The 13,246-nt window shown below is 71.5% G+C and carries 10 protein-coding genes and 3 pseudogenes; 6 read left to right on the top strand and 7 right to left on the bottom strand.

Going from position 1 to position 13,246, the window contains the following annotated elements:
• Positions 1-141: 141 nt before the first annotated feature.
• From ACFSL4_RS04860 to ACFSL4_RS04850, 3 genes are all read right to left on the bottom strand, one after another.
• A complete protein-coding gene (locus tag ACFSL4_RS04860) occupies positions 142-609 on the bottom strand; it encodes an SH3 domain-containing protein (protein WP_381078861.1) in 468 nt (155 codons plus the stop codon).
• A 288-nt stretch (positions 610-897) separates the two neighbouring features.
• Complete coding sequence (gene fusA / locus ACFSL4_RS04855) at positions 898-2,997, bottom strand: elongation factor G (RefSeq protein ID WP_381078859.1); 2,100 nt, start codon at positions 2,995-2,997, stop codon at positions 898-900.
• A gap of 459 nt (positions 2,998-3,456) precedes the next feature.
• Positions 3,457-4,722 (bottom strand): serine hydrolase domain-containing protein, encoded by a 1,266-nt coding sequence (locus ACFSL4_RS04850; RefSeq protein WP_381078857.1) that lies wholly within the window; start codon positions 4,720-4,722, stop codon positions 3,457-3,459.
• 278 nt (positions 4,723-5,000) lie between these two features.
• On the opposite strand from ACFSL4_RS04850, the pseudogene ACFSL4_RS04845 reads away from it, so the two are divergent.
• Positions 5,001-5,285 (top strand): annotated as a pseudogene (locus tag ACFSL4_RS04845) (hypothetical protein); the annotation flags it as partial.
• Here ACFSL4_RS04845 and ACFSL4_RS04840 read toward each other — a convergent pair.
• Positions 5,286-5,882, bottom strand: a pseudogene (locus ACFSL4_RS04840) (helix-turn-helix domain-containing protein); the annotation flags it as partial. It abuts the pseudogene before it with no gap.
• Positions 5,883-6,443: 561 nt separating this feature from the next.
• Positions 6,444-6,740 (bottom strand): hypothetical protein, encoded by a 297-nt coding sequence (locus tag ACFSL4_RS04835; RefSeq protein ID WP_381078855.1) that lies wholly within the window; start codon positions 6,738-6,740, stop codon positions 6,444-6,446.
• Positions 6,741-6,983: 243 nt separating this feature from the next.
• Here ACFSL4_RS04835 and ACFSL4_RS04830 point away from each other — a divergent pair, with 243 nt between their 5' ends.
• Positions 6,984-7,130 carry a hypothetical protein gene (locus ACFSL4_RS04830; RefSeq protein ID WP_381078853.1) on the top strand — a complete coding sequence of 49 codons (147 nt, stop codon included), beginning with the start codon at positions 6,984-6,986 and terminating at the stop codon, positions 7,128-7,130.
• 240 nt (positions 7,131-7,370) lie between these two features.
• On the opposite strand, the gene ACFSL4_RS04825 is transcribed toward ACFSL4_RS04830, so the two are convergent.
• Positions 7,371-7,580 (bottom strand): DUF397 domain-containing protein, encoded by a 210-nt coding sequence (locus ACFSL4_RS04825; RefSeq protein WP_381078851.1) that lies wholly within the window; start codon positions 7,578-7,580, stop codon positions 7,371-7,373.
• A gap of 30 nt (positions 7,581-7,610) precedes the next feature.
• Between ACFSL4_RS04825 and ACFSL4_RS04820 the strand changes: the two are divergent.
• Positions 7,611-7,925 (top strand): annotated as a pseudogene (locus ACFSL4_RS04820) (3'-5' exonuclease); the annotation flags it as partial.
• Between the two features lie 202 nt (positions 7,926-8,127).
• Here the strand turns inward: ACFSL4_RS04820 and ACFSL4_RS04815 are convergent.
• Complete coding sequence (locus ACFSL4_RS04815; RefSeq protein ID WP_381078849.1) at positions 8,128-9,690, bottom strand: alpha-L-arabinofuranosidase B; 1,563 nt, start codon at positions 9,688-9,690, stop codon at positions 8,128-8,130.
• 700 nt (positions 9,691-10,390) lie between these two features.
• Between ACFSL4_RS04815 and ACFSL4_RS04810 the strand changes: the two genes are divergently transcribed.
• From ACFSL4_RS04810 to ACFSL4_RS04800, 3 genes are all read left to right on the top strand, one after another.
• Positions 10,391-11,665: a substrate-binding domain-containing protein gene (locus ACFSL4_RS04810; protein ID WP_381078847.1), complete on the top strand. Its 1,275-nt coding sequence runs from the start codon at positions 10,391-10,393 to the stop codon at positions 11,663-11,665.
• Positions 11,666-11,669: 4 nt separating this feature from the next.
• Complete coding sequence (locus tag ACFSL4_RS04805) at positions 11,670-12,515, top strand: ABC transporter ATP-binding protein (protein WP_381078845.1); 846 nt, start codon at positions 11,670-11,672, stop codon at positions 12,513-12,515.
• 86 nt (positions 12,516-12,601) lie between these two features.
• A partial coding sequence (locus tag ACFSL4_RS04800) for an ABC transporter ATP-binding protein (RefSeq protein ID WP_381078917.1) occupies positions 12,602-13,246 on the top strand: 645 nt, incomplete at its 3' end.

Genomic DNA, 13,246 nt, shown 5'->3' with positions numbered 1-13,246 from the left:
CCCTGGCGGGTGGTGCCGCCACACATGGGTGCCGGTATGAGAAGGGTGAGTCGCCGGGGATCCTGACACGCCGACGGCACGGCCGGTTCACCCGTGAGTGAACCGGCCGGGCCGTCCTTTCGATGGGCGGGAGAACGGACGTCAGCACCAGGGCACGGTGCTCCAGGCACGGACGTAGCGGGCGGAGACGTATCCCCTGCCGCCCGCGAGCCGGTACCAGCGCGGGTTCCCGAACACGTACGACCCGTACGTCTTGCAGACCAGCGCCAGCCGTCCGTTGACGCGGCGGTGGCCGATCACGCGGTAGCCGAGGCCGGGGCCGGAGCGGACGTTGAGCGGGATGTAGCGCGTGGCGACCCGCCCCGTGACTCGGGCGGTACGGCGGTGGTGACGGACGTGGTGCCTGCACCGTGCGGAACCGTGCGCACGATGCCGGACCGGCGTGTGCCGGGCCACGGCGGGAAGCAGTGTGTGCGGATGGTGCGGGACGGTGGCGGCGACCGGCGCCGGTGCGGCCTGATCGGCCGCGACGGCCACGGCCGCCGTGGGCACGAGCGCGAACATCGCGACCGCGGCCAGCAGGCCGCCCTGCAGTGTCCGACGAATCATGGAAACCTCCGGACTGACAGTGCGATCACGAGGCGTGATCGGACGTCGCCGAGGCTTTCCGTCCCGACGGCCGGGAATTCCGTCCCCATGTTCCAGGGACAGGGGGAACGTCCCGTGGGACGGCCGCCGCGATGGGCGGGTGAGGCGCGGGGGGCGAACGAATGCCCCGGGGCGGACACGGACGGGCCTGCCGGCGTCGGCGGTGCCGCCCGCGAGGGCGGCACCGCCGACCGACCGGGCCGCAGCCCATCGCCCCGGCCGCAACCCACCACCCCGGCCGTCGCCGGCCTACCGGGCCGGTGTCCCGGAAGCCGCCTGGCCCGGAGCCGGGGCCGGGGCGTATCCGGTGGGCCGGGTGGTGAACGATCCCCGGCCCCGGGTACGGCTGCGCAACCGGGTCGCGTAGCCGAACAGTTCGGCCAGCGGCACGGTGGCGGTCAGGACCGTGGCACCCGCCCGAGCCGTCGAACCCGAGACCCGGCCGCGGCGCGCCGCCAGGTCCCCGAGCACCCCTCCGACGGCATCGTCGGGCACGGTGACGGTGACCTCGGCGACCGGCTCCAGCAGCACCATCAGGCAGGCCCGCAGCGCCTCCCGGAGCGCGAGCCGGCCGGCCGTCCGGAACGCCATCTCCGACGAGTCCTTCGGATGGGTCGCCCCGTCGGTCAGCAGGACGCTCAGCCCGGTCACCGGATGGCCGCCCAGCGGTCCCTCGGCCAGTGCGTCCCGGCAGCCGGCCTCGACCGCCCGGACGTACTCCTGAGGCACCCGGCCGCCGACGACGGCCGAGCGGAACGTGAAGCCCGTCGCGCCCTCGCCGTCCCCGGCCGCCAGCGGTTCCACATCGAGGACCACGTGGGCGAACTGGCCCGCGCCACCGTCCTGTTTGACGTGCCGGTACGCCAGCCCGAAGACCCCGCGGACCACGGTCTCCCGGTGGGCCACCCGGGGCCGGCCGACGCCCACGTCCAGGCCGTGGGCGCGGCGGATCTTCTCCACCGCCACCTCCAGGTGCAGTTCACCCATGCCCGACAGCACGGTCTGGCCGGTCTCCGGGGCGGTGCGGACGGTCAGCGAGGGGTCCTCCTCGACCAGGCGTGCGAGCGCCGCCGCCAGCCGGCCGGTGTCGGTGCTCCTGCGGGCCTCGACCGCGACGGAGACGACCGGTTCGGCGACCGTCGCAGGCTCCAGGAGCAGGGGCGCCCCGGGTGCGCACAGCGTCGATCCGGCACGGGCCGCCTTCGGTCCCGCCACCGCGACGATGTCTCCGGCCACGGCCCGGTCCAGCTCCGCATGGCGGTCGGCCCGCACCCGCAGGATCCGGCCGATCCGCTCGGTGCGCCGGGTGCCCGCGTCCATCACCGTCTCTCCCTTCGTGAGCGTGCCCGAGTAGACCCGCAGATAGGTGAGCCGTCCCGTGGGCGTGGCGTTCACCTTGAACGCCAGGGCCGCGAACGGTGCCGCCGGGTCGGCGGTCCGCTCCTGCTCCGTGCCGTCCTCACCGGTGCCGCGCACCGCGGGCACGTCCAGCGGCGAGGGCAGGTAGGCGACGGCGGCGTCCAGCAGCGGCTCGATGCCGCGGTTGCGGTAGGCCGAGCCGCACAGCACCACGACGCCGTCACCGCTGCGGGTCAGCTCGCGCAGCGCACGGGCCAGAGTCCGCGGGGTGAGGGTGGCCGTGGCGCAGAACTCCTCCAGGGCCAGGGGGTAGAGTTCGGCCACGGCCTCCTCCAGCATCCTGCGGCGCCGCCGGGCCTCGTCGAGCAGGGCGTCGGGGACCGGGCCCTCCTCGGCCGTGTCGCCGCCGTCGGCCCAGACCAGGGACCGCATGCGCAGCAGGTCCACCACACCCGTGAACCGGTCCTCCGCCCCGATCGGCAGCTGGACGACCAGCGGGGCCGGGTGCAGCCGCCGGCGGACCGAGTCGACCGCCGTGTCGAGGTCGGCGCCCGCGCGGTCCAGCTTGTTGACGAAGGCGATGCGCGGCACTCCGTACCGGTCGGCCTGCCGCCACACCGACTCGCTCTGCGGTTCGACGCCCGCGACCGCGTCGAACACGGCGATCGCGCCGTCCAGCACGCGCAGCGAGCGCTCGACCTCGTCGGCGAAGTCGACGTGGCCCGGGGTGTCGATGAGGTTGATCCGGTGACCGTCCCAGGCGCAGCTGACGGCCGCGGCGAAGATGGTGATGCCGCGGTCGCGTTCCTGGGAGTCGAAGTCGGTGACGGTCGTGCCGTCGTGGACCTCGCCGCGCTTGTGGGTGGTTCCGGTCAGACAGAGGATCCGCTCGGTGACGGTGGTCTTCCCGGCGTCGACGTGGGCGAGGATGCCGAGATTGCGAACGGCGGTGAGCGGACTGGTGTGTTGACGGTGCAGAGAGGTACGCACGGCCCGTGGCCTTCCGAGGTGTCGCGGTGTCGCGGAACGGGGCGGCGCGATTGCCGGACGAACGGGCCCGCGGCCGGGCCGTCCCGAGACCCTCCGTCGAGCCACGAGCGCGGCGGCGCGTTCCGGCCGCCGGCGGGGCACTGCCGGGCACTGCCGGCCGGGAGCGGGCGGGGTCAGGTGTTCGTCGCGGGCATCCGGTGCCGGCCGCGCAGCCGGCACCGGACGTACGAGGACACCAGGATCACCTCGTACCGTGACCGGGGAACGACGACAGCGGTGCGCTCGCGCACGGCCGGGCTCCCCTCACTCGTCACGGAACGCGCCGCGAGAACGGTGCGGCGCGCGATGCACGGTGAGTGTAGGGAGCGAGCGGGGCCGAAAGCACGTGTTTTTCCTGCCGGTGGAGAACCGGCGCCACCCTGGGGCGCACACCGGCGGCGCTGCCGGACACACGGGCCCTCACCCGGTGGCGGGCTGCGCGGGCAGGGTGAAGACGTGTCCCGGTGTGGCGATCTTCGTGATCGCCTCGCCGAAGAGCGTGCTGGATGCCTTGCCCCCGTGGTCGATGTCGGTGTTCAGCAGCACGACGAGGGTGGTCCGCGCGGACGGGAGGTGGACGGTCAGGGACTCGTAGCCCGGCAGTGCCCCGTTGTGCCCGATCCAGCCCCGTACGGTGAAGACGCCGAGGCCGTATCCGACGCCCGGGAACGGGGTCGGGGGCGTGCTGAGCCGCTGGCGCTGAAGGGCCGGGCTGATCAGGAGGCCGCCGTCCGGCAGCCTGCCGGTGGCCAGCGTACGCGCCCATACCCGCAGGTCCCGCAGATCGGAGACCATCGCACCGGCCGCCCAGCCCCAGGAGGGGTTCCAGCCGGCCGCGTCCTCGGTCTTCCCGCCCGCGGTCCGGTTCGTGTATCCCTGCGCGTGCGGGTCCGGGAACGTCGCGCCGTCGGGGAACAGCGTGTGGTTCAGTCCGGCCGGTGCGAGGATGTTCCGCCGGATGAAGTCCCCGAGCGGCAGTCCGCCCGCCTTCTCGACGACCAGCCCGAGCAGGACCAGGTTGGTGTTGGAATAATCGAACCTCTCCCCCGGCGGGAACAGCACCGGATGCCCGAAGGAGTAGCCGAGCAGCTCGCGCGGAGTGAACGACCGCCGTGGATCGGACGTCAGCGCCCTCAGGAAGGCGGCGTCCTCGCTGTAGTTGAACAACCCGCTGCGCATTCCGGCCAGTTGGCGCAGGGTGATCCTGTCCCCGCCGGGCACACCGTCGACGTATCTGCCGATCGGATCGTCCAGGCGCACCGCGCCCCGGTCGACCAGTTGCAGCAGCGCCGTCACGGTGAACGTCTTGGTCTCGCTGCCGATCCGCATGTACAGATCCGGCGACATCCTCCGGCCGCTGTTCTTGTCGGCCACTCCGAACGAGCGCACATAACGGCCCCGGTTCGGTGTGAACAGTCCCACGGTCACACCGGGCACGCGCGCCTCCCGCATGACCTGCCGCACGGCCGCGTCGAGTTGCCGCGTCACCTCGGGGGTGAGGTCCCGGGCCTCCCCCGAGAACGCCCTCGTGACACCGGACGGCGTGCGCGGCGCGTCCATACGGACGGCCGTGGTGCGCGACTCCGGCACCCCGAACGCGGCCCCGAACGCGATCGGCATCGCGAGCATCCCCACCGCGACGGCGGCGGTGACCCCCCTGCGCAACCGTGTGCAGGCATGCGTCATGGGCTGACTCCAACCGTGTGGGACCCCGTTCCCGCCTCCGCCGGCCGGGCGCGGCGCGGAGGCGTGCCCGCCCACGGCGACGCCGAACACAAGAAAACCGCAGGCCACGGCCCCGACCGGGGGCCGTACCCCGAGGTCCTGCCCTCAGGATAGGGGCGGCCGGGGCGGGACGCCTGTCGACGCCTGGGCCGGCCGTACGCACTGGGGGGACGCAACTGCGCAGGCGGCCGGTCAGGACCTCAGAGTCAACGCTCGATCGACGGCATGGCGGCATCGCCCTGGACGCCCAGCTCAGCGCGACCGTCGGCAGCTTCTCGCAGACGGACGGCCTGGTCGTGAAGGTCGACGAGAAGCACGGCGCGAAGAGCGAGCAGCTCGCCCGCGCCCTCCCCCGGGACACAGGGAAGATCGTCACGGTCACCCTGCACTCGTTCCCGGCGCTGCTGGAGTACATCAAGCGCAACCCCACCGAGATCAAGGGCACCCGCTTCGCGATCATCGTCGACGAGGCCCACTCCTCCCAGTCCGGCGACGCCGCCACCGCCGTGAAGTCCGCCCTGCGCGGGCCCGTCTACGCCAGCGTTGTCCTCGCGGTCGTTCGGCATGACCTGGATCTCAACGTTGCGCTTGTGCCCGATCAGCAAGACGTTTTCGAGAACCCCTCGCAAGACCGGCGCACCGCCGAACGGCTCGCGGAGCACGCCCTCCTCGATGACGAAACTCACGAGCGGTGCCGGCCAACGAGTGAAGATCTCCTGGCGCATCAGCCGTGCTGCGACGCGCTGTTCAATGGTGTCCTCATCCAGCAGCGGACGCCGCATGGCAAGCAGATCACGGGTCTACTCCTCGGTCTGGAGAAGCCCCGGAATCGCCTGCACCGCATAGAGGAAGAGCTCATCCGCCTCCGCTTCCAACCTCGCCGCGTCCCGGAAGAACGCCGGATACTGAGCCCGAGCCGCCTCCTCCTTCAACGCCGTCGGCAGCCCCCCGGCCCCCAGCACCTCGTCCGCCTTCTCGATGAACCGGGCCTGCGGGATCCGCCTCCCCTGCTCGACGGACGCCACCATGTCCGCCGAACAGCCGACCCGCCCGCCGAACTCCGCCCGGTCCAGCCCCGCCCGCACCCGCAGCAGCTTCAACTGCCGCCCGAACGCGGTCACGACACCCGTGCCCGGCTCGTCCTCCGGCCGCTGCCGCTCCTGTCGCCCCTGCCCCGTCTCCGCGTCCTTCACGGTCACCGCCGCTGCCCGCCTCTCACCGCGCGCCACCCGGCACAGGGCCCACGCCCGCCCACGACGGGTCAACGCCGTGGCGTCGCCACAGGTCACGCCACGGAACGAGCGGCGCCGTACCGCGCCCCAGGTGAGGCGCAGCGCGGCGCGCACCGCACCGGCCGGCAACGCGGCCCAGCGCCTTCCGGGCCTACCGGGGTGAATCAACCCGGCCTCGGCGGGCCGGTCGTCGATCCCATCACGGCGTCGTCGTGGCGTCGCCGATCAGGCCGATCGACGCAGCGATCCGCCTTGCCGTCGACCGCGTGAAGGCGGGGCGAGATGATCCCGGGCCGCCGATTCCTTGCCTGCCGCAGGGCCGATGGCTGTCCGGTGTCTCCCGGAGACGGCCTGCCGGGTCAGCGGCTGACCCGTTCCGGGCAGCGTTCCCTGCGGCGATACGGGGCGTCGACACCGATCTCGTACCACGGCTCGCCGCGAACGCGGAGCTCAGGACTTGCCGGCGACCTCAGCGACGTTGCCGCCCCCGGCCGCTCCGTCCCGTCCCATGCCAAGGAAGCGCCGGATGGCTTCGACCGGCATATCGAGTCCCTCGGACGCGGACTGCTCGTCGCCGAAGACCTGCACCGCCTCAGCGACAGCCACGGCCAGTTCGACCTCTGCCTTGCGGACCTTGGCCTCGGCCTTGTCCACGGTGTCTACCACCGCCAGCTGACGGCGCTGCCTCTCCTGAAGTCTCTGTTTACGGGAAGGAGGGTTGTCAGAGTTCTGGTTCTGCACAGTCATGACCAAGATCATAATCAGTGGGGTGCACGCCCATGGAATCGGCAACTCACCTGCAATGGAGAGGCGTTCACGGCTCGAAGGCTCGGCACCGGCGGCCCCGTGACGCTGTTGTTCGAGGTAGTTGCGGCGCCGGGGGTGTCGTCACGTTGACAGCGGGTGCCTGGCGATGGGCTTCAGAACCCTGGGATGCGCGCTCATCTGCCGGCGACGCCTGTAGCACGGTCAAGGAGCTGGCTGACCTGCATGCCTTCTTCGCGTGAAGTCACCCTCGGCAGCAAGGCGAAGTCGTCGGGAAGCACGTCCAGCAGACTCAGCACTCGGTTCGACCGCAGCGCCCGCCGCGCGGCCTGGCGGATGATCCGCCGGCAGGAGGGGCTGGACGACCTGTAGGGATCTTCGGCGGCGGGCGGTGGCCGCCGCGGGTATGTGGTGGGTTTGTGCCATCGGCGGCTCCGATGCGGCTTGGAAACGGCGCCGATGGCTGGCACACATCCTCCAATTGCCGCCCCGCGTGGCAACCACGGCTGCGCAGCCATCGGCTCACACACCGCTCAGCCTCGGCGGCCCACCCGTGGCAAGCGGGGCCCGGTGCGACGCGCGCCGGGCCCCGACGGTCGTACGGCCGCCGGTTCAGCGCCCGGCGGCCATCCGCACGATGCCGGTCCAAGCTTCGACCCCGAAGGACAGCGGGACTCCTGCAGGGCGCGTCGAGTCCCGCACCAGTACGCTGGTGGCTGCGTGGGCGGCAACCTCGACGCATTCCCCGCCCTCACCGCTGATGTAACTGCTTTTGAGCCACTCCGACTCAGGAACTGTCAGCGGCTTCACCCAGTGGGTCATGTCTCTCCCAGGAATCCCTCGGCAAAGGTGTCCGCAGGCGTCCCGGCCGCATCGTTGCGGGCCGCCGACACCGCGGGGGATGCGGGAGCCGTGCGGGTCGGGACCATGCACTCGCTCAAGGGGCTCGAGTTCCGCTGCGTCGCTGTGATCAGCGCCGGCGACGGCGCGCTGCCGTTCCCGAAGGCCGTCACGCTGCCCGAGGTCTACCCCAAGCAGCACGAGACGGACATGATGACGGAACGCTGCCTGCTGTTCGTCGCCTGCACACGGGCCCACGACAGCCTGTACGTCTCCTGGTCCGGCGCGCCGAGCCCGTTCCTCGTGGAGGCGAGGGTGCGCGGGTAGGCCGCCGCTGTCTCCCGCCGCCACCGACACGCGCCAGGACACGCCCTGCACCCCGCCGAAGCCAGAACAGCTGAGCTTGGACGGGGCCTGACGGCAACGGGACGCGACGCCATGTCGATTTCGTACCCGAACCGGGTGGTCACCACGGCTGTGCCACCGGGTCGGGTGGCACAGGCGGGATGCGGGAGTCGCGGGGTGGGTGTCAGGCCCAGGGGCTGGCCACCGCCCAGCTGGTGTCGTCGGCCCAGAGGGTGGCGGCGTCCCAGGTGTGGGAGCCACCGTGGCTCGCGATGTAGGCGTCGTTGTTGTAGTGGCGTACGAAGTCGCTGGGGTAGTTGGCGGAACGGAGTGAGATGCCCTGTCCGTTGTGGCTCGCCTGGGGGCAGAACGTGGCGTCCTGTTTGAACAGTGCGCTGCCGTCGTTGCTGTCGATGCGCAGCCGGAAGTCGTAGTGGCGCAGGTACTGGCCCGGTTTGTCGGCGGACTCGAAGGAGACGCATGAGGCGTCGCCCAGGCCCGCCCGCACGGTCCAGGTGGCCGCGAGCTTGTCGGCGGACGAACTGGACGAGGAGACCGTCGAGATGGCGGCGTAGGCGTCGGCGCTGTTGTGCTTGAGGTACTCGGTGGTGCAGCAGGAGGTGGTGGCCCGCAGCGAGACCCTGGAGCCCGCCGTGAGCCCGCCCGCCGTCGAGGACGCCGTGTAGCCGACCGAGTTGATGTTGGACTGTACGGCGTTCTCGGTCGCGTCCGACGGGTAACCGGACGTCATGACGCCCTCGTAGAAGGTGCCGGCGGAGCCGTTGCTGTTGTCGCCGCCGATGCCGAGGATGATGGCGCCTTCCTTCCTCATCGGGTTGTAGCCCGAGACGTTGGGGCGCGTGCCGTTGTAGAAGGTGGACAGGCCGCCGGACTGGGCGTTGCCGCCCCGGATCGCCCAGTGGTTCGGCTCGCCCTTGACGACGGCCGTGAGGAACCGGTGGCTGACGCTGGGGTCGTTCGCGTTGTAGCCCGCGTTCACCCCGGAGAACAGCCCGTTCTCCAGATCCGCCATGACCCAGGGGCCGTTGCCGGTGCCGTAGCCCCATACCTTGATGTTGCCGAAGTAGATGGCCTCCATGGTGCCGTTGCCGTTGTCCCGGCTGTTGGTCTCGGCGTTGCCGTAGTCGAAGCAGCAGCCGCCGTTGTAGTGGCTGCCGTCGAGGATCGCGTACATGCCTTCGGGCTGGTCTCCGGTGGCGATGCCGCTGGTGCTGTTGTTGCGGTATCCGGTGCCGGGGGCGATGAAGACGCCGTACGCCTTGTGACCGCCCACGGTGACCGGTGCCGCGGATGCTTCCGCCAGGTTGTCGTACCCGCCTGCAGCGGGGCCCGAGAAGCCTCCGGGCGGTGCCTGGGTGAGATGGTTGCCGCGGCCGGACTGGTCGTAGATGACGGTGATCAGGCAGCTCGTTCCCGCGCAGAACGAGTCCTGCGCGGCGGCGTCGGCGTAACCGCCCGCACTGAGCACACCGATGTCCCGGGTGGCACCGTCGGAGGCGCGTTTGACCTGGTAGAGGCGGCCGTTGTAGGAGGAGAACAGAGCGCGGGTCGTACTGTGCGCGGCCACGCAGGGCGTGCCGCCGGAGGCGTACAGGTCGCAGGGGAGGGAGCCGACGGCTGCGGCGCTGCTGCCGGCGGACGTCTGCGCGCCCAGCATGGCCACGGTCAACGCCAGCGGAGCAAGCCACTTGCCCCACCGTCGTAAGCGGGCGGAAGTCACAGGCATGGATCATCTCCTGGGAACGAGTGGACTCGACGGCGTCCCACCGCCGAGAGGACGGACACCCGCAGCAATGTCAAGGACATGTCACTACTGGAAACCTTTGGAGCGAGTCGAAGACCGCTGCCGTGCGCGCCCGGAGCCATCGGAGCGACGATCAGGATTGACGATATTTCGAACAATGGTCGCAGTGACGGACAAGCATTGATGATAGGAAGCCCCCGGAGGGTGTCAACATCTCGCACACGTCCGATACTTCGGCCACCGAAAGCCCAAGTCAGGGGCTTGAGACCAGCACCGCGAGGGCACCCGTCGGCCATCGGCAAACCAATGATCATCGCCGGGGTGGCGGACGGACTGGCTCCCCGTGCGCGTCTTTAAAAACGGGCTCGGCTGTCCGGCAGCGGCGGACCACGGACCCGACCCGCTGCCGGTTGGAGATGCGAGCGCGCCCGGTCTTCCGTGGCTGCGCGGGACCGCAGCGCGCGTCGGTCCCGAACAGAGCGGGACGGAATGTCCGCAAATCCCCGGCCTACTCCGCGTGCTGTGGTGGCGGACCACATGGAACAGGCCACCGATGTCTCTGACGGTCACATATCGCGGTCCGTCCCGGCGGCCTACGGTTCCCGCAACCGCCGACGCCGCCGTCCGGAATGGGGCGTCCGGTGCGTCTTCCCCGACGATCAGCGACACCCAGGAGCCGACCATGACCTCCCGTTCGGATACCGCGACCAGACCGGCGGCCCGCGCCGCGACCCGATCCGTACGGATACGGCGGCAGCTCGCCGCGCTCGCGGCCTGCGGGCTGCTCGCGGTCGGCTGCAGCAAGGCCGGTACCGCCGGCACGGCGAGCGGCGGTTCCGGCTCCGGGGCGCAGGCCCCGGTGAAGGTCGGGCTGGTGTACTCCAAGACCGGCCCGCTCGCGGCATACGGCAAGCAGTACATCGAGGGATTCCGGGCGGGCCTCGATTACGCGACCAAGGGCACCGGCAAGGCCGGCGGCCACCGTATCGAGCTGACCGTTGAGGATGACGCGGGCGATCCGGCCAAGGCCGTCTCCGAGGCCAAGGACCTGATCGGCAAGGGATGCACGATCCTGGCCGGTTCCACCTCCTCCGGCGTGGCGCTCCAGGTGGCGCCGGTCGCCGCCCAGAACAAGGTGCTGTTCATCAGCGGACCGGCTGCCGCCGACAAGATCACCGGCCTGAACAAGTACACCTTCCGTTCCGGCCGCCAGTCCTACCAGGACATCCTGACCGCGGCCTCGCTCATCGGCAAGGACGCCCATGGCAGCAAGGTCACGGTGCTGGCCCAGGACAGCGCCTTCGGCCAGGCGAACGTCGCCGCGGTGAAGGCGGTGCTGGGCAAGCAGGGCGCCACCGTGAAGGCGGTGCTCGCCCCGCCGAGCGCGACCGACCTGACGCCGTTCGCCAAGCAGGCCAAGTCCTCCGACCCCGACCTGCTGTTCGTGGCATGGGCGGGCGAGACGGCCTCGGCGCTGTGGACCTCCCTCACCCAGCAGGACGTGTTCTCCTCCACCAAGGTGGTCACCGGCCTGGACCTGGCGGCCTCCTACCCGCTGTTCGGGCCGGCGGCGACGAAGATCTCCTTCCTCAGCCACTACTTCGACGGCGCCGCGGGCACCGACGTGGAACGCGCCATGGCCGACGCCGTCACCAAGGCGGGCGGCACGCCGGACATCTTCACCCCGGACGGCTTCACCGCCGCGCAGATGATCGTGCACGCGGTGCAGGGCGCCGAGGGGTCGGCCACCGACACCTCAGCACTGGCCGCGGCCCTGGAGGGATGGAGCTTCGACGGCGTCAAGGGCAGGCTGACGGTCCGTGCCGAGGACCACGCGCTGCTCCAGCCGATGTTCCAGGTCAAGCTGACCGGCGCCCCGTCCGCCCCCAAGCCCTCCGTGGTGCGCACCCTGCCCGCCGACCAGGTGGCTCCGCCGGTCACACCGATGGCGGGCTGATCCCATGGCGAACTCCGCATCCGCACCCGGTCCGGTGACTCCCGGCGGCCACCGGACCGGGACGGAGCGCGGCGCGGGCACCCGGCCGGCGGCGACCACCGCCGGCCCGGTCCTGCGACTGCGCGACCTCGGCTGGTCGGTCCGTGGCGTCCCGATCGTGCAGGAGGTGTCCTGCACCGTGCACGAGGGCGAGTTCGTCGCCTTCATCGGCCCCAACGGGGCCGGCAAGACCTCGCTGTTCAACCTGGTCTCCGGGATCTGCCCGGCGAGCGCGGGCACCGTGGAACTCGACGGAGCCGACATCACCGGCGCGGGCGTGCACGCCCGCGCCCGGCGCGGACTGGGCCGGACCTTCCAGACGTCCTCCCTGTGGGCCGGCATGACCGTGGCGGACCACGTACGGCTGGCCGCGCAGGCGGCCGAGGGACCGCGCGCCTCCTACCGCCTGTGGCGGCGCGCCGACCGCTACCGCCGCCAGGTGGCCGACACCCTGGAACGCACCGAACTCGCCCACCGCGCCGACACCCTGGCCGGGGCGCTGTCCCACGGGGAGAAGCGCAAGCTCGAACTCGCCGTGCTGCTCGTCGGCGACCCCCGGGTCATCCTGCTGGACGAGCCGATGGCCGGCGTCAGCGCCGAGGAGGTCCCGGCGCTGACCGCCCTCATCCGCTCCGTCCACCGCGACCTGGGACGCACCGTACTGATGGTGGAGCACCACATGGACGTCCTGCTCGAACTCGCCGACCGCCTCGCCGTGATGCACCACGGGACGCTGCTGGCGCTGGACACCCCCGCCGCGGTGATGGCAGACCCCACCGTCCAGGAGGCCTACCTCGGGGAGGCGCTGTGACCGAGCCGACCCGGGGGGCCCGCGCCGGCGAGCCGACCCCGCCGCCCGCGCGCCCGGCGCACGCGCCCGCCGACCCCCTGCTCACCGTGCGCGGCCTGCGGGTCGTGATCGACGGGCTGCACATCCTGCACGGCGTGGACCTGGACGTCGCTGCCTCCGGCGTGACGGCCCTGCTCGGCCGCAACGGGGCCGGCAAGACCACCACCGTCAAGGCGGTCGTGGGACTCGTTCCGCGCACCGGCGGCGTCCGGCTCGCAGGGGAGGAACTCTCGCGGCTGCCCACCCACCTCGTGGTGCGCAGGGGCATCGGCTACATCCCCGAGGACCGGGGCATCTTCGCCCAGCTCACCGTGGCAGAGAACCTGCGGCTGGCGGAACGGGACGCCGAGCCCGCCTATCCGCTGGTGCACGAACTGTTCCCCGAACTGAAGAAAAGAGAGAGGCAGTTGGCCGGAACCCTCTCCGGCGGCCAGCAGCAGATGGTGGCCATCGCCCGGACCCTGCTCAACGGCAACCGGCTGATCATCGCCGACGAGCCGACCAAGGGGCTGGCCCCCAGGATCGTGGCGGAGGTCGCCGACGTCTTCGACCGGGTCGCCCGCAGCGTGCCGGTGCTGCTGGTCGAGCAGAACCTCGCGCTGGTGCGGCGGGTCGCCGGAACCTGCGCGGTGCTGGCCGACGGACGCACCGTCCACCGGGGCGACACGGCGGACCTGCTCGCCGACGAGGAC

The organism is Streptomyces caeni (assembly GCF_042678285.1).
GTDB lineage: Bacteria > Actinomycetota > Actinomycetes > Streptomycetales > Streptomycetaceae > Streptomyces > Streptomyces caeni.
This window is presented reverse-complemented; position numbering and strand designations above follow the sequence as displayed.